The organism is Streptomyces sp. NPDC017202, from assembly GCF_044331705.1.
In the GTDB taxonomy this organism is placed as follows: Bacteria; Actinomycetota; Actinomycetes; order Streptomycetales; family Streptomycetaceae; genus Streptomyces.
Window position 1 is genome coordinate 382,823 of record NZ_JBIRNP010000001.1, and the last position, 16,311, is coordinate 399,133.

General features: G+C 70.5%; 15 protein-coding genes. 6 read left to right on the forward strand and 9 right to left on the reverse strand.

Annotated features, from left to right (window positions below; all coding sequences use genetic code 11):
• Positions 1 to 28: 28 nt before the first annotated feature.
• Positions 29 to 1,195, reverse strand: a complete 1,167-nt coding sequence (locus tag ACH4N1_RS01585; RefSeq protein WP_398093709.1) for an HpcH/HpaI aldolase/citrate lyase family protein — start codon at positions 1,193 to 1,195, stop codon at positions 29 to 31.
• A gap of 214 nt (positions 1,196 to 1,409) precedes the next feature.
• Here ACH4N1_RS01585 and ACH4N1_RS01590 point away from each other — a divergent pair, with 214 nt between their 5' ends.
• Complete coding sequence (locus ACH4N1_RS01590) at positions 1,410 to 2,174, forward strand: TerD family protein (RefSeq protein WP_398093710.1); 765 nt, start codon at positions 1,410 to 1,412, stop codon at positions 2,172 to 2,174.
• Positions 2,175 to 2,214: 40 nt separating this feature from the next.
• On the opposite strand, the gene ACH4N1_RS01595 is transcribed toward ACH4N1_RS01590, so the two are convergent.
• From ACH4N1_RS01595 to ACH4N1_RS01620, 6 genes are all read right to left on the reverse strand, one after another.
• On the reverse strand, positions 2,215 to 2,952 hold the full coding sequence (locus ACH4N1_RS01595; RefSeq protein ID WP_398093711.1) for a Tellurium resistance: 738 nt from the start codon (positions 2,950 to 2,952) through the stop codon (positions 2,215 to 2,217).
• A gap of 129 nt (positions 2,953 to 3,081) precedes the next feature.
• Complete coding sequence (locus ACH4N1_RS01600) at positions 3,082 to 4,227, reverse strand: DUF475 domain-containing protein (protein WP_398093712.1); 1,146 nt, start codon at positions 4,225 to 4,227, stop codon at positions 3,082 to 3,084.
• Positions 4,228 to 4,307: 80 nt separating this feature from the next.
• Positions 4,308 to 4,883, reverse strand: a complete 576-nt coding sequence (locus ACH4N1_RS01605; RefSeq protein ID WP_398093714.1) for a TerD family protein — start codon at positions 4,881 to 4,883, stop codon at positions 4,308 to 4,310.
• 122 nt (positions 4,884 to 5,005) lie between these two features.
• Positions 5,006 to 5,581 (reverse strand): calcium homeostasis/redox stress adaptation protein, encoded by a 576-nt coding sequence (locus tag ACH4N1_RS01610; RefSeq protein WP_389324771.1) that lies wholly within the window; start codon positions 5,579 to 5,581, stop codon positions 5,006 to 5,008.
• Positions 5,582 to 5,769: 188 nt separating this feature from the next.
• Positions 5,770 to 6,228: a peroxiredoxin gene (locus tag ACH4N1_RS01615; protein ID WP_382790169.1), complete on the reverse strand. Its 459-nt coding sequence runs from the start codon at positions 6,226 to 6,228 to the stop codon at positions 5,770 to 5,772.
• 200 nt (positions 6,229 to 6,428) lie between these two features.
• Positions 6,429 to 6,866, reverse strand: a complete 438-nt coding sequence (locus tag ACH4N1_RS01620; protein ID WP_057583034.1) for a DUF3052 domain-containing protein — start codon at positions 6,864 to 6,866, stop codon at positions 6,429 to 6,431.
• Positions 6,867 to 7,263: 397 nt separating this feature from the next.
• Between ACH4N1_RS01620 and aceE the strand changes: the two genes are divergently transcribed.
• Complete coding sequence (gene aceE, locus ACH4N1_RS01625; RefSeq protein ID WP_398093717.1) at positions 7,264 to 9,996, forward strand: pyruvate dehydrogenase (acetyl-transferring), homodimeric type; 2,733 nt, start codon at positions 7,264 to 7,266, stop codon at positions 9,994 to 9,996.
• Positions 9,997 to 10,074: 78 nt separating this feature from the next.
• On the forward strand, positions 10,075 to 10,839 hold the full coding sequence (locus ACH4N1_RS01630; RefSeq protein WP_398093719.1) for a potassium channel family protein: 765 nt from the start codon (positions 10,075 to 10,077) through the stop codon (positions 10,837 to 10,839).
• A gap of 205 nt (positions 10,840 to 11,044) precedes the next feature.
• Here ACH4N1_RS01630 and ACH4N1_RS01635 read toward each other — a convergent pair whose 3' ends face one another.
• Positions 11,045 to 11,350 carry a small hydrophobic protein gene (locus ACH4N1_RS01635; RefSeq protein WP_398093720.1) on the reverse strand — a complete coding sequence of 102 codons (306 nt, stop codon included), beginning with the start codon at positions 11,348 to 11,350 and terminating at the stop codon, positions 11,045 to 11,047.
• A 247-nt stretch (positions 11,351 to 11,597) separates the two neighbouring features.
• Positions 11,598 to 13,217: an MFS transporter gene (locus ACH4N1_RS01640; protein ID WP_398093721.1), complete on the reverse strand. Its 1,620-nt coding sequence runs from the start codon at positions 13,215 to 13,217 to the stop codon at positions 11,598 to 11,600.
• A 112-nt stretch (positions 13,218 to 13,329) separates the two neighbouring features.
• Here ACH4N1_RS01640 and ACH4N1_RS01645 point away from each other — a divergent pair, with 112 nt between their 5' ends.
• The 3 genes from ACH4N1_RS01645 (at position 13,330) to ACH4N1_RS01655 (ending at position 16,301) form a co-directional block, all read left to right on the forward strand.
• Positions 13,330 to 13,977 carry a TetR family transcriptional regulator gene (locus ACH4N1_RS01645; RefSeq protein WP_398093723.1) on the forward strand — a complete coding sequence of 216 codons (648 nt, stop codon included), beginning with the start codon at positions 13,330 to 13,332 and terminating at the stop codon, positions 13,975 to 13,977.
• Between the two features lie 185 nt (positions 13,978 to 14,162).
• Positions 14,163 to 15,371: an alpha/beta hydrolase gene (locus ACH4N1_RS01650; protein ID WP_398093725.1), complete on the forward strand. Its 1,209-nt coding sequence runs from the start codon at positions 14,163 to 14,165 to the stop codon at positions 15,369 to 15,371.
• Positions 15,372 to 15,446: 75 nt separating this feature from the next.
• Positions 15,447 to 16,301 carry a DUF4429 domain-containing protein gene (locus ACH4N1_RS01655; RefSeq protein WP_398093727.1) on the forward strand — a complete coding sequence of 285 codons (855 nt, stop codon included), beginning with the start codon at positions 15,447 to 15,449 and terminating at the stop codon, positions 16,299 to 16,301.
• Positions 16,302 to 16,311 lie beyond the last annotated feature (10 nt).

Consider the following 16,311-nt stretch of genomic DNA (forward strand, 5'->3'; position numbering starts at 1 on the left):
CCTATGTCGTGAGGAGGTGGGGCGAGGTTCAGCCGGGTATGCCCGCGGCGAGCAGGTCGACGAAGCTGACGTCCTCGTGCGCGACGCCGAAGACCTCGGCGCGCAGCATCGTCCGCTCGGCCCAGGCCCGGTGCGGCTTCACCTCGTTCATCTTGTTCGTGTACGCCGACCTCATCACGCCCCCGCCGCCGCGCTCCGGCCGCAGGATGTCGGCCGCGTCGCTGTACTCCTCGTGGCTGACCACGGACAGGGCGTGCACGGCCGGCACGTGCGAGGGGTGGATGCAGGTCTTGCCCAGCAGGCCGTTGGCGTGGTCGAGGGAGATCTCGCGCAGCAGTCCGTCCATCGCGTGTTCGATGAGTTTCTCACGCAGCTCGACGGCCTGTCCCTCCAGGAAGGGGCTGTGCCGCAGCATCGGCTTGAACATGCGCTCGGGGACGCGGAAGTACTCCCACACCGGCCCGGTCACCGTGAACCCGGTGCCGTCCGCCCGCCCCAGCATGTTCACCACGTCGGCGATCACGGAGGCGACGATCTGGACGTCGTAGGCGGTCATGTCGGGCGCCCGGCGCAGGCCGTACGAGGAGCAGAAGTCGGTGACGCCGAGGCGCAGCGCGAGGACGCGGCTGCGGTACTTCTCGACGGCGCGGGCGATGCCCTCCAGGGCGTCCACCCGCGACTCCCGGTACATCAGCTCCGGCGTCTCCAGGACGGGCATGCCGAACAGCCGCCGGCCGCTCGCCAGCTCGGCGGCGGCCAGGGCCTCCAGGAAGGGGATGCCGCGCTCCTCGGTGAACTTCGGGAACACGAACCCGCTGAGCAGCCGGACGGCCGGGCCGAGGCGCCGGACCAGGTCCGGGATCTGCTCGGGGGTGCGGACGCGGATGAACAGCAGCGGCGGCTCCACGTCGGGGCGGGCCGCCAGGTCGGTGAACTGGCGGACGAGGTTCTCCTCGCCCCGGACGACGTCCTCGTCGCCGATGGAGTCCTCCAGGCAGAGCACCATGGACACCACGCCACGCCCGGCCTGCTTCAGGATGTCCTCGGCCAGCCGGGGCCGGGTGGCCGGACTGTAGAGCGTGGCCCCGAGGGCGGCGGACAGCGTCCGGGCCGGCGAGTCCGCGTCGAACGCACACGGCTCCCGGTGGAACAGGCGCTGCCGCACCTCAGGGGCAAGGTGCCCGAAATGACGCATATGTCTCCCCTGTGGTGCAGGTCGAGCGTGTGGATTCGGCAAGAGGTGGCCGGTAATAGTACGTAGAGACCCATGTCATGGGTTCCCACCGGTCATGAATTCCAGGTAACGCAGAGCGACACAACCCGGCACGGTCCGGCTTCGTCCGCCACGGACCACCGGTTGCCGTGTACCCGCGTTGTCGTGAGCAGAACCGAGAGGGCAGGATGAGCGCATGACGCACGCGATGCTGAAAGGGTCGAACGTCCCGCTGAAGACCACCACGGTGCGGGCCGTGCTGCGCTGGACACCCGGGCAGGGGGTCCCGGACGTCGACGCCTCCGCGCTGCTCCTCGGCCCCGAGGGTCGTGTGCGATCCGACGAGGACTTCGTCTTCTACAACCAGCCCCGGCACCCCTCCGGGAAGGTCTGGCGGCTCGGCAAGAAGCAGGGCGCCGAGGGCCTCACCGACACGATCCAGACGGATCTGGCCGGTGTCGAGTCCGACGTCGGCCAGATTCTGCTGGTCGCTTCGGCGGACGGTGCCACCTTCGACCGCGTACGGGCCCTCAGCATCCTGCTGTACGACGCGGCCGCCGAGGGGGAGCCGCTGGCCACCTTCGACATCCGTCCCGAGACCGGCGAGGAGACCGCGCTGATCTGCGGCGAGCTGTACCGCCGCGGGGAGGGGTGGAAGTTCCGGGCGCTCGGCGAGGGCTACTCCAACGGCCTCAAGGGCCTCGCCACGGACTTCGGCATCTCCGTCGACGAGTCGGAGGAGGCCGCCGCCGACGGGGCGGGTTCCACGACCGGCGTCTCCCAGCCGCTGCCGCCCGAGCAGCCCACGACGGCCGTCCCGCAGCAGCCCGCCGCGGCCTACGGCTACCCGGCCTCCCTGCCGACGTACGGGTACGGCTATCCGGACGCCCAGCCGGCCGGGGCGGCCCCGGCCGGGGAGTTCCGCATGCCGCCGCAGGGCCCGCAGTTCATAGGGCGGTGAGGGCGGTGTGCGCGCCGCGCGCGGCCGGGGCGGCCGGGAGTCAGCGTTCCGCCTTCGTCTTGTAGCCCCGCCCCCACTGCAGCCCCCATCCGTACAACCGGTCCAGCTCGCCCTGGAAGCCGTACACGAACCTCACCTCGCGCCGGACCATCAGCTCGCCCTTCACGTTCTCGATCATCACCACCGCGCACGAGCGGGCCTGGGGGTGCCGCTCGTCGAGGCCTATCTCGATGCGCGGCCCGTTGCTCGGGTAGAGCGTGACGACCGCGTGCGTGCGGTCGAAGGCCGGCGTCTGGTCGTAGATGTAGACGAACACCAGCAGCCGCTTGATGTCGTCCCGGTGGTCCAGGTTGACGTACATCGTCTCGCCGGACGCCGACCCGAAGCGGTCGTCACCGCTCAGCTTCACGTACGGCGGCGCGTTGATCTCGCCGAGCAGGCCGCCGAGCGGCTGGACGACGCCCTTGGTCCCGTCCGCCAGCTCGTACAGGCAGCCCAGGTCCAGGTCGACGTTGACCATGCTCTGGCTGTGTCCGATGACCTCCGGCGGGCGCAGCGCCTTGAGGGGGTGGCGCAGCAGGCTCTCCCGCGGGGAACCGCCGAAGTCGGAGGTGCGCATCCGCCAGGCCAGGTTGACGCGCAGGTGCCCGGTGGCGGCGCCCTGCTTGGTGAGCGAGACCTGGCTGTGCCGTTTGGTCAGCTCTATCGCGTTGCTCGCCGCACTGCCCGAGTCGAAGTCGGCGGCCCGACCCGGCCGGAGTCCGTCGAAGAAGCCCATTACCGCCCCCAAGTTCCACGCCCGAAAAACGCCTGACCGCACAGTCCCCCGGAAACGACCGGCGGGACGGCACCGAGGACTCGTCCTCGACGACCGCCCCGCTCAGAGCGTTCCTCACCGGGAAGCTGATCACACTCCGGACGAGACCTCGGTCTTCTCGTCCGAGCCCGCGTCTCCCCCGGCCGCCGCCAGCGCCCGGTTGCGGCGCACGGAGGACCAGAAGGACCAGGCGATCAGGATGACGCCGACGAGGCCCGTGATGACCTCGTGGATCTCGTACTGGATGGTGACGAGCAGGAGCACGGCCAGGGCGCCGATCGCGTAGTGCGCGCCGTGCTCCAGGTAGACGTAGTCGTCGAGGGTGCCCTGGCGGACCAGGTAGACGGTGAGCGACCGGACGTACATGGCGCCGATGCCGAGGCCGAGGGCCATCAGCACGATGTCGTTGGTGATGGCGAAGGCGCCGATCACGCCGTCGAAGGAGAAGGAGGCGTCCAGGACCTCGAGGTAGAGGAACATGAAGAAGGCGGCCTGTCCGGCCAGGAGGACCGGGGACTTCTTCTTCCCGGTGCGCTTGGCCTCTTCCTCCTCCTCGTGCTCGCGTTCCTCCTCTTCCTCGAGCTTGTCCTCGAAGTAGCCGGAGAGACCGCCCACGATCATGTAGGTGATCAGGCCGGCGATGCCGGAGAGCAGGACGGTCTCGGCCTTGTCGACGTGTGCGCCGCCGTGCTGGTGGGCGTGGGTGGCGAAGGTCAGGGCCGAGACCAGCAGGACGATCAGGGCGATGCAGACCGACAGCATGTCGACCTTGCCCAGCTTGGCCAGCGGGCGCTCCAGCCAGCCGAGCCACTTGATGTCCCGGTCCTCGAAGATGAAGTCCAGGAAGATCATCAGCAGGAACATGCCGCCGAAGGCCGCGATCGCGGGGTGCGCGTCGGTGACCAGTTCCTGGTAGCGGTCCTTGTCGGTCAGGGCCAGGTCGACGGCCTCGATCGGGCCGAGCTGGGCGCTGATCGCGACGATGACGACGGGGAAGACCAGCCGCATGCCGAAGACGGCGATCAGCACGCCGACGGTGAGGAAGATGCGCTGCCAGAAGGCGTTCATCTTCTTCAGGATTCCGGCGTTGACGACTGCGTTGTCGAAGGACAGCGAGATCTCGAGGATGGACAGGATCGCCACGACACCGAAAGCGGTCCACCCCCCGTAGAACACCGCTGCGACGAGGCCGAGCGCGGTGACCGCGAACGACCACCCGAAGGTTTTCAGAACCACTGGTTACCCAATCCTGTCTCTGGGCCCCGGTCCCCCCAAGCGAAACCTGGGGGTGGGTTTCCCCCGCGCCGTACGCGGCTTTACGAAACGTTGACTCCGAAGTCTAGAGCGATGCCCCGAAGTCCTGACGCGTACCCCTGGCCCACCGCACGGAACTTCCATTCGCCCTGGTGACGGTAGAGCTCGCCGAAGATCATGGCCGTTTCGGTGGAGGCGTCCTCGCTGAGGTCGTACCGCGCGAGTTCCTGGCCGTCGGCCTGGTTGACGACCCGGATGAAGGCGTTGGCGACCTGGCCGAAGGTCTGGCCGCGCTCGTCCGCCAGGTGGATGGAGACGGGGAAAACGATCTTGTCGCACTGGGCGGGCACCTTGCCGAGGTCGACGAGGAGCGACTCGTCGTCGCCGTCGCCCTCACCGGTGAGGTTGTCCCCGGTGTGCTCCACCGAGCCGTCGGGGCTCGTGAGCTGGTTGTAGAAGACGAACCACTCGTCCCCCATGACCCGTCCGCCGGTGCACAGCAGCGCGCTGGCGTCCAGGTCGAAGGGGGCTCCGGTGGTGGAGCGCGCGTCCCAGCCGAGGCCGACCATCACCTGCGTGAGGTTCGGCGCGACCTTGGACAGGGAGACGTTTCCTCCCTTGGCGAGCGTGACGCCCATGTGCTGGTCCTCCCCTTGGTCGTGCTTCTTCGGTTGTCCTGCGCGTCCGGCGCCGCCCGTGAACGGTGCGGCGCCGGACGAAGCCGTCGGGTCGTGGGAGACGGCGTCCCAGGGGAATCGGCTCAGACGTTGACGCCGAAGTCCTGCGCGATGCCGCGCAGGCCCGAGGCGTAGCCCTGGCCGATGGCCCGGAACTTCCACTCCGCGCCGTGCCGGTACAGCTCGCCGAAGACCATGGCGGTCTCCGTCGAGGCGTCCTCGCTCAGGTCGTACCGCGCGATCTCCGCCTCGCCGGCCTGGTTCACGACGCGGATGAACGCGTTGCGCACCTGGCCGAAGGACTGCTGGCGGTTCTCGGCGTCGTAGATCGAGACCGGGAAGACGATCTTCTCGACCTCGGCCGGCACGGCCGCGAGGTTGACCTTGATCTGCTCGTCGTCGCCCTCGCCCTCACCGGTGATGTTGTCGCCGGTGTGCTCGACGGAGCCGTCGGGGCTCTTGAGGTTGTTGAAGAAGACGAAGTTGGCGTCGCTGGCGACCTTGCCGGAGTTGTTCAGCAGCAGCGCGCTCGCGTCCAGGTCGAAGTCGGTGCCGGTCGTGGTGCGTACGTCCCACCCCAGACCGACGATGACCGCGGTCAGGCCCGGGGCCTCCTTGGTCAGCGAGACATTGCCGCCCTTGCTGAGGCTGACTCCCACGAGTCCTCCATTGGTGTCCGGGGGCGGGGAGCCCCTCGTGCGTCGGATATCGGATCAACGATTCGATCCTAGTGAGGGGTTCCCGCCCCTCGCAGGCCCTGGAGCCGAAGAATCACCGGGTGTCGGCCCCGGCCCGGCACCGGATGCGGGACGGCCGAAGCGACCGGGGCCGACCAGGGCGACCGGGATCAGAGCGCGTCGAGTGCCGAGACGTAGGCGCCGAGGTCGCGGGCGTCGGGCAGCGCGTTGACGACGGTCCAGCGCACGACGCCCTCCTTGTCGATGACGAAGGTGCCGCGCACCGCGCAGCCCTTGTCCTCGGCGAAGACCCCGTAGGCGCGGGAGACCTCGCCGTGCGGCCAGAAGTCGCTCAGCAGCGGGTACTCCAGGCCTTCCTGCTCGGCGAAGACGCGCAGCGTGTGGATGGAGTCGTTGGAGACGGCGAGCACCTGCGTGTCGCGCTCGGAGAACTTCGGCAGGTTGTCGCGGACCTCGCACAGTTCGCCGGTGCACACACCGGTGAAGGCGAAGGGGTAGAAGAGCAGGACGACGTTCTTGCTGCCGCGGAAGTCGGACAGCTTCACGGAGCGGCCGTGGTTGTCCTTGAGTTCGAAGTCGGGGGCCTTGTCGCCGACCTGGATCGCCATCGTCTGGAACCCTTTCCTGGGGCTTCGCCGGAGCCGGTTGCGGCATTCGGGTGAGAACCCGCCCGGAACGCCGGGAACCACCCTACGCAGCGGCCCCCACGCACCGGTGGACGGGCCGATGGGGAATCGGCCCGTCCACGGGCGTCGAGAGGTCGTCGCGGATCTCCGCTACCTCGACGAGGTCACTTCGGGGGACGAGGTCACTTCTTGGACTTGGCGGCCTTGGGCGTCACCAGCCGGCTGCCGCTCCAGTCCTTGCCCACGCTGACGCTCTTGCTGGCCGACAGGCCCGCCGTCGTCGCGGCTTCGGAGATGTCGCTCGGTTCCACGTATCCCGTCCGGCCGGTCTTCGGCGTCAGGAGGAGGATCGAGCCGCCTTCTTCGATGTACGTGGTGGCGTCCACCAGCGCATCCGTCAGGTCTCCGTCATCGTCGCGGAACCAGAGCACCACGGCGTCGGCAACGTCGTCGTAGTCCTCGTCCACCAGGTCGCTGCCGATGACTTCCTCGATGGACTCGCGGAGCTCCTGATCGACGTCGTCGTCGTAGCCGATCTCCTGGACCACCTGCTCGGGCTGGAACCCCAGCCTGACGGCAGGGCTCGTCCGCTCCTCCGCGTGGTCCGCGGTCGCGCTCACGGGTTGCCTCCTGATCATGTTTCGGGAATAACTCAGCCACGCGCGTGCGCGAAGCATTGGCCGTAGTCCACACGGGCGGGGCGGATCGCGCAAGTACCCGGCGGTTCGGACCGCCGAAACGGTGACGATCCTGGCGGTGTCGCCGCAACTCCAGGCACGCGATCAGGACGATGGGTGACGTGCACCACACCTATGTGCCCCGTTTGCGTATTTGAGAACCATCCAAGGGTACGAGACTCGGACAGGTGCCGGTTACCTCGGGGTAGAGATGACGTTTGCGGCGCCTAGGTACACGATGGGGGCGGTGCAGGTACGGGAGAACGAACGGGACACCAGCCTGCCGCACATTCCCCAGAGTCCCACCGCCCCACAGCCCCTCTGACAGGTAAGGACCAGCGTGGCTTCCGGATCCGATCGCAACCCGATCATCATTGGCGGCCTTCCGAGTCAGGTTCCTGACTTCGATCCCGAGGAAACCCAGGAGTGGCTCGACTCCCTCGACGCCGCAGTGGACGAGCGCGGCCGGGAGCGGGCCCGCTACCTCATGCTGCGCCTGATCGAACGGGCCCGCGAGAAGCGCGTGGCCGTGCCCGAGATGCGCAGCACGGACTACGTCAACACCATCCCCACGCGGGCCGAGCCGTTCTTCCCGGGCAACGAGGAGATCGAGCGGAGGATCCTCAACGCGACCCGCTGGAACGCGGCCGTGATGGTCTCGCGCGCGCAGCGGCCCGGCATCGGCGTCGGCGGCCACATCGCCACGTTCGCCTCCTCGGCCTCGCTGTACGACGTGGGCTTCAACCACTTCTTCCGCGGCAAGGACGAGGGCGACGGCGGCGACCAGGTCTTCTTCCAGGGTCACGCCTCCCCCGGCATCTACGCGCGCGCGTACATGCTCGACCGGCTGAGCGAACAGAACCTCGACGCGTTCCGCCAGGAGAAGTCGAAGGCGCCGTACGGGCTGTCCTCGTACCCGCACCCGCGGCTGATGCCGGACTTCTGGGAGTTCCCGACCGTGTCGATGGGCCTCGGGCCGATCGGCGCGATCTACCAGGCGCGGATGAACCGCTACATGCACGCGCGCGGGATCGCCGACACGTCGAAGTCGCACGTGTGGGCCTTCCTCGGCGACGGCGAGATGGACGAGCCCGAGTCGCTCGGCCAGCTGACCATCGCCGCCCGCGAGGGCCTGGACAACCTGACCTTCGTCGTCAACTGCAACCTCCAGCGGCTCGACGGCCCGGTGCGCGGCAACGGCAAGGTCATCCAGGAGCTGGAGTCGGTCTTCCGGGGCGCCGGCTGGAACGTGATCAAGCTGATCTGGGACCGCACCTGGGACCCGCTGCTCGCCCAGGACCGCGACGGCATCCTCGTCAACAAGATGAACACCACCCCGGACGGTCAGTTCCAGACCTACGCCACCGAGTCCGGCGCGTACATCCGGGACCACTTCTTCGGCGACGACCACCGGCTGCGCGCGATGGTCGAGGGCATGACCGACGACCAGATCCTGCACCTGGGCCGCGGCGGCCACGACCACCGGAAGATCTACGCGGCGTTCAAGGCGGCCGTGGAGCACACCGGCCAGCCGACGGTCATCCTGGCGAAGACGGTCAAGGGCTGGACCCTCGGGCCCAACTTCGAGGGCCGCAACGCCACGCACCAGATGAAGAAGCTGACGGTCGACGACCTCAAGGGCTTCCGCGACCGGCTCCACCTGCCCATCTCCGACAAGGAGCTGGAGGGCGGCGCGCCGCCGTACTACCACCCGGGGCGCGACTCCGAGGAGATCCAGTACATGCACGACCGGCGCAAGGGGCTCGGCGGGTACGTCCCGACCCGGGTCGTGCGCGCCCGGCCGCTGCCGCTGCCCGACGACAAGACGTACGCGTCGGTGAAGAAGGGCTCCGGCCAGCAGTCCATCGCCACGACCATGGCCTTCGTGCGGCTCCTCAAGGACCTCATGCGGGACAAGGAGCTGGGCAGGCGGTTCGTGCTGATCGCGCCGGACGAGTACCGCACCTTCGGCATGGACTCGTTCTTCCCGAGTGCGAAGATCTACAACCCGCTGGGCCAGCAGTACGAGTCGGTCGACCGTGAGCTGCTGCTCGCGTACAAGGAGTCGCCGACCGGTCAGATGCTGCACGACGGCATCTCCGAGGCGGGCTGCACGGCCTCGCTGATCGCGGCCGGCTCGGCGTACGCCACGCACGGCGAGCCGCTGATCCCGGTGTACGTCTTCTACTCGATGTTCGGTTTCCAGCGCACCGGCGACCAGTTCTGGCAGATGGCGGACCAGCTGGCGCGCGGTTTCGTGCTGGGCGCGACCGCCGGCCGTACGACGCTGACCGGTGAGGGCCTCCAGCACGCCGACGGGCACTCGCAGCTGCTCGCCTCGACGAACCCGGGCTGCGTGGCGTACGACCCGGCGTTCGGCTTCGAGATCGCGCACATCGTCCAGGACGGCCTGCGCCGGATGTACGGCCCGGACAGCGAGGACGTCTTCTACTACCTGACCGTCTACAACGAGCCGATCCAGCACCCGGCCGAGCCGGAGGACGTGGACGTCGAGGGCATCCTCAAGGGCGTCCACCGCTTCAGCCGGGGCACGTCGGGGTCGATCCCGGCGCAGATCCTCGCCTCGGGCGTGGCCGTCCCCTGGGCCGTGGAGGCGCAGCGGATCCTCGCCGAGGAGTGGGACGTGCGCGCCGACGTCTGGTCGGCGACCTCGTGGAACGAGCTGCGGCGCGAGGCCGTCGAGGTCGAGCGGCACAACCTGCTGCACCCGGAGGAGGAGCAGCGCGTGCCGTACGTGACGCGCAAGCTGACCGGGGCGCAGGGGCCGTTCGTGGCGGTCTCCGACTGGATGCGGTCGGTGCCGGACCAGATCGCGCGCTGGGTGCCGGGGCGCTACCAGTCGCTGGGCGCGGACGGCTTCGGCTTCGCGGACACCCGCGGGGCCGCGCGCCGCTTCTTCCACATCGACGCGCAGTCGGTGGTGCTCGCGGTGCTGACCGAGCTGGCCAAGGAGGGCAAGGTCGACCGGTCGGCGCTGAAGCAGGCCATCGACCGGTACCAGTTGCTGGACGTGGCGTCGGCCGACCCGGGGGCGGCGGGCGGCGACGCGTAGCCGCCGGTCACGGCCGGAGGGACGAGGGCGGCGGAGCCGACGGCTCCGCCGCCCTCGTCCGTTCTTTACGATGCGGGCATGGATCAGCAATCCGCGCGGGACCGGTGGGAGCGGCGGACGCAGCGGCCGCTGCTGGCACTGGCCGTGGTGTTCGCCGTCGCCTACGCCGTGCCCATCGTGCACACCTCGGCCGGACCGTCGCTGAGGTCGGCGTGCGCCTGGACGGAGTGGGGGGTGTGGGCGGCCTTCGCCGCGGACTACGCCGTCCGGCTGGCGCTGGCCGGGGAGCGCCGGGTGTTCGTCCGCACCCACTGGCTGGACCTGTTCGCGGTGCTGCTGCCGCTGATCCAGCCGCTCAGGCTGCTGCGGCTGGTGTCGACCCTGCTGCTGGTGGGGCAGCGCGCGCGGATGGCCTCGCAGGTGCGGCTGACGACGTACGTCGCGGGTTCCGTGGCGGGGCTGCTGATCTTCGGTTCGCTCGCGGTGCTGTCGGTCGAGCGGGAGTCCCCGGAAGGGAACATCCGGACGCTGGATGACGCCCTGTGGTGGGCGTTCACGACGATGACGACCGTGGGGTACGGGGATCATTCCCCGACCACCGGACTGGGGCGGATGATCGCCGTCGGGCTGATGCTGTCCGGGATCGCGCTGCTGGGTGTGGTCACCGCGAACATCGCCGCGTGGTTCATCGAGCGGTTCGAGAAGGACGACCGGGAGGAACGCGAGCACACGGAGGCGATCCGCACCCTCACGGACGAGGTGCGCGCCCTGCGGGCGGAGGTGGCGGCCCTGCGGTCCCGTCCACCCGACCCGGCCGGCCACAAGAGCCCGTCCGGCGTCTGAGGGTGAGACGGTCCGGACCGGAGGCGGAGGCCGTCCGGACCAGGGCAGAGGCGGAAGCCGTCCGGACCGGGGCGGAAACGGAGGCGGAGGCGGAAGCCGTCCGGACCGGGGCGGAGGTCTGCGGGCCACGGGGCCCGGGGCGGGACGGCGGGGGCGAGGACACCCCCGCGGGCGCCCTCGCCTCACAGCGGTCCGCTGTCCCTCGTCACAGCAGTCCGTTGCCCGTCAGCCCCGCGCCCGTCAGCCACACCAGCGCGAGCAGTGTGTCGATCGCGCCGAGGACCACGGCGACCAGGGCCGGCACCGGGCGGGGGCCCGCCCAGCTGCGGCCCATGGCCAACCAGCCGCAGACGATCGCCGCGGGGCCGAGGACGATCCCCAGCGCGAAGAATCCGGCGACCGCGCAGACCAGGCCGATGATGCCGAGCGTCGCGCTGTCCGGCCCGCTCCCTGACCACGTCCGGCCACGTGAGCGGGGGTGCCTGCGCGTTCCGTGTCCAAAGCCCGCCATCGTCAACTCCCTTGATCCTGGGGCTGCTTCGATGGTCCGGGTACCCCCCTGACGCCGGTTATGCAGTGACCGGAGACAGGCGCGGGCGCACTGTCCCCCCTCCGGCGGCGCGCCGCGGCCCCGGCCGCCCTCCCCTGCGGAGGGCTTGACCCACTGCGACCTGCGGCGCGCGCCCGGCACGAGAGACCCTCGGGGTTGTCACCCGATGAGGGAGTCCCGCTGACGGCCCGTCAGGGCCGGGGTCCCGTCAGATGTGACCGACCCCGGCGCCCGCCTCCGCGTTCTCGCCCCGCTTGGTGAGCAGCGCGACGAACACGGCGACCGCCGCGACCCCGGCCGCGACGAGCGACGCGAGGCTCATCCCGGAGATGAAGGTGTCGTGGGCGACGTCCGTGATCTTCGCGGCGATCTCCGGGGGCGTGCCCTTCGCCACCGGGGCCACACCCACCTGGACCGCCTCGGAGGCCTGGCCCAGCTGGGCCGGGGTGAGGGCGGGCAGGCCGGCGTCGGTCCAGTTGCCGGCCAGGTCGCTGTCGACCTTGGAGGCCATGACGGCGCCGAGGACGGCCGTACCGAGGCTGCCGCCGATCTGCATGGCCGCCTGCTGGAGGCCGCCGGCGACTCCGGACAGCTCCATGGGGGCGTTGCCGACGATGACCTCGGTGGCGCCGACCATGACGGGGGCGAGGCCGAGGCCCAGCAGGGCGAACCAGACGGACATCGCCAGGCTGCCGGTCCCCTTCTCCAGGGTGGACATGCCGAACATGGCGACCGCCACGCAGACCATGCCGCCGGCCAGCGGGATGCGCGGACCGACCTTCGTGATCATCGCGCCCGCGAGCGGGGAACCGACGATCATCATCCCGGTGAGCGGGAGCAGGTGCAGGCCGGCGTCGATCGGGCTCATGCCGTGCACGTTCTGGAGGTAGAACGTCACGAAGAAGAGGCCGCCCATGAAGGCGATGGCCATCATGACCATGAGGACGACACCGGCGGACAGCGGCACCGAACGGAACAGGCCCAGCGGAATGAGCGGTTCCGCCACGAAGTTCTCCCAGACGGCGAAGCCCGCGAACAACACCGCGGAGACGCCGATGAACGTCCAGGTCAGGCCGTCCCCCCAGCCCCACTCCGGGGCCTTGATGAGGGCCCACACGAGGCAGAACATCGCGCCGGAGAGCAGCACGATGCCGAGGAGGTCGAAGGAGCGGGGGGCGTTCTCGGCGCGGTGGTCGAGCAGCATCACCGCGCCCAGGGCGACGGCGAGGACGCCGACGGGCACGTTGATGAAGAACACCGACTGCCAGTTGACGTGCTCGACGAGGACGCCGCCGAGGATCGGGCCGCCGGCGGTGGAGGCGCCGATGACCATGCCCCAGATGCCGATGGCCATGTTGAGCTTCTCGGCCGGGAAGGTGGCGCGGAGCAGACCGAGCGCGGCCGGCATGAGCAGGGCGCCGAACAGGCCCTGCAGGACGCGGAAGGTGACGACGAGGGCGATGCTGTCGGACAGGCCGATCGCGCCGGAGGCGGCGGCGAAGCCGACGACGCCTATCAGGAAGGTCTGGCGGTGGCCGAAGCGGTCACCGAGCTTGCCCGCGGTGATGAGGGAGACCGCGAGGGCGAGGAAGTAGGCGTTGGTGATCCACTGCACCTCGGCGAAGGTGGCGCCGAGGTCCTTGGCGATGGCCGGGTTGGCGATGGCCACGATCGTGCCGTCGAGGGCCACCATCATGACCCCGACGGCGACGGTGATGAGCGTGAACCACGGGTGGCCGCGCAGCCCCTTGGCCGGTGGCTGGTCCGACGGGGTGGAGGGCGACTCGTCCGCCGGTCCCGTCGTGTCGATGGTGGTCTGACTAGTCATGTGTTCGAGGCTAATGACAGCCACTGACAGATGACAAACTGATTCACAAGTCGGCAACTGACACGTCACCCGCCCCTCACCCGAAGGGCGGCCGGCGGAAGGAGAGGGGCGCATGGAGACCACCGCGCCGCGGCCGGGGCTGCGGGAGATGAAGAAGCGCCGCACCCGTGACGAACTGCTGCGGGCGGCCGTCGGCCTGTTCACCTCGCAGGGGTACGAGCGGACGACCGTCGACGAGATCGCGGACGCCGTGGACGTCTCGCAGCGCACCTTCTTCCGCTACTTCGCCGGCAAGGAGGAGGCCGCCCTCGCCCTGGAGGGGATCACGGTGGCGCGCTTCGTCGAGGGCGTGCGGGCCCGCCCGGCCCACGAGGCGCCGATGGAGGCCCTGCGGCAGGCGGTCCTGGAGGGCTGGAGCTCCCTCAGCGAGGCCGTCGAGTCGATCGTGCCCGTCGAGCTGTACCTGCGCATGTACCGGGTGATCGAGTCGACCCCGGTCCTGCTCGCCGCCCATCTGCGGCGCTCCGCGGAGACCGAGGAGGCGATCGCACGGGTGCTCGCGGAACGCGAGGGGCTCGACGTGGACGCCGACCCCCGGCCGCGGCTGGCGGTGGCCCTCTTCGGCGCGGTGATGCGGGTGACGGAACGGCAGTGGGCCACGAGCGGGGACTTCAGCCTGGAGGGGATGCGCGATCTCACGTCCCGGTACCTCGACCAGGTGGGGCCGGCCCTGCTGGGCGGCTGGCGCGCCGGATCGTGACGCACGGCCCGCCGGTGTGCGGCGGCGGTCCGCCACGGGTGCGCGCCCGCGCGCGAGGACCCCGCCCGGCCGGCGAAGGACACAGAGCCTGAGGGGTCGTATGCCCCGTGGACACCCCGGGCAAAACGTGATCCGCGTCACTCATGTCGCCCGAGACCTTCTCGTTCTCCTAGTGTGTCCTCCCAGTGACTTCCTTCGACACCTCCCCCCAACTGACGGCATGGCGCGCGCTGCTCGCCCTGGCCGTGGTGTTCGTGATGCTGGCGACCACCGGCTGGACCGCCGTGCACCGGCACGGGGGAACCAGCGCGCTCAAGACCTCGCTCACCGCATGGGAGCACGGCCGGGTCGCCGGGCGGCAGCTGCCCGACCCGCAGGCGGCCCCGGCCCGGCTCTCGGCGTTCTTCGCCTCGCTGACCGCGGGCCAGCGCGCCGGGCTCGCCGAGCGCTACCCCCTCGCCGTCGGCAACATGAACGGCGCCCCCGCCGGGCTGCGCTACCGCGCCAACCGCATCGCGCTCCAGGAGCAGATCGGGGTCGAGCGGGCCCGGATGCGGGACACCCGGCTCTCGCCCGCCGGGCAGTACGAGGCCGGGCGGCGCATGCACCGCTTCGAGTCGATGACCGACGCCGACCGCCAGATCCTCGCCTTCGACCCGGAGGGCACCGGCCGGGTCGCCGAGGTGTTCGGCGACCTCGACCGCGCCGAACGCGTCTCCGTCGTCGTCCCCGGCGTGGACACGGCACTGCTCACCTTCCAGCGCACCAACCGCAGGTACTCGGCGCCCGTCGGCATGGCCGAGGCGCTGTACGCGGCCGAGCGCGAGGCGCGCCCCACGACGCGGACGGCCGTCATCGCCTGGGCCGACTACACCTCGCCGGCCGGGCTCGGCATCGACTCGGCCACCGCGATGCGCGCCGAGCGCGGCGCCGTACGGCTGAACGCCCTGGTGCGCGGGCTGCCCGGCGGCGCCCCCGTCTCCCTGTTCTGCCACAGCTACGGCTCCGTGGTGTGCGGGGTCGCCGCGCACGCCCTGCCGGACCGGGTGACCGACATCGCCGTCGCCGGCAGCCCCGGGATGCGGGTGGAGAACGCCGCACAGCTGGAGACCGACGCCCGGGTGTGGGCGATGCGGGACTCCGACGACTGGGTGCAGGACGTGCCCTATCTGGAACTCGGCGGTCTGGGGCACGGCGAGGATCCGGTGGCGGCCGGGTTCGGCGCGCGGGTGCTGTCGGCCCGCGAGGCCGAGGGCCACGGAGGCTACTTCGTGCCCGGCACGGACAGCCTGCGCAACTTCGCGGACATCGGCACCGGCGCCTACGACGCGGTGCGGTGCGCCGACGAGAACGACGCGTGCCGGGAGGATCTGTCCGGCACGACGACGGCCTGACGCGCGTAGAGGCGCAGGAATCGCGGTGCGCGCGGGGAGGGGACGAACGAGCGGGTGCCGCATACGATGAGCCGCATGGGTGACGTACTGGCCGGATTTCATGCCGCCTGGGAGTTCGAGTCCGACTCCGTCCTCATCCGCTACGAACGGGGTATCCGCACACCCAAGCTGTTCTCCGCGCTGGGTGAGCGCCGCGTCCCGCTGGCGGCGATCGAGGCGGTCACGCTCGAACCGGGCAAGCGCGGGACGGTGGTGCTGCGCATCACGCCGCGGCCGGGCGCCGATCCGCTGACCGAGGCCGCGGCGGGGCAGCTGAAGGAGCCCTCGGACCCGTACCGGCTGGTGCTGCCCGCCGAGCGGGACGCGCTCGCGGAGTACTACGCCGACGAGCTGCGCGCGGGGCTGACGGAGTCCGGGCCGGCCGAGAGGTTCCTGGTGGCCGCGCCGGAGGTGCCGCTGTCGTTCAAGGCGTACGACGCGAAGGCGTCCTTCGACGGGCGGACCGTGCGGTTCCGCTGGTTCTGGACGGGTGCCTCGTCCGCGAAGTGGAAGGCCGGCGACCAGAGTTTCGCCGCGTCCGAGCTGAGCGGGGTGGAGTGGCGCTCCCCGGAGGTCCTCGAGGGGTACCTGCGGCTGCTGCGCGCGGAGGACCCGCGGGCGCGGCCGGACCAGGACCCGGCCGCCGTGGTGTTCGGGCTGGGCTACGGCGCGGTGCACGAGTCGCTGCCGTTCGCGGCGGCCGTGCTGTCCGCGGTGCGCGGGCGCGGAGCCGGGACCGGGGCCGCGGTGGCGGTGGCGGCCCCGGTCCAGCGCCGCGGCCCGGCGGACGTGGCCGAGCGGATCCGTCACCTCGGCGAACTCCACCGGGCCGGGCTGGTGACCGACGAGGAGTTCTCCGCGAAGAAGGCGGAGCTGCTCGCGGAGCTGTGACGGGCGTCCG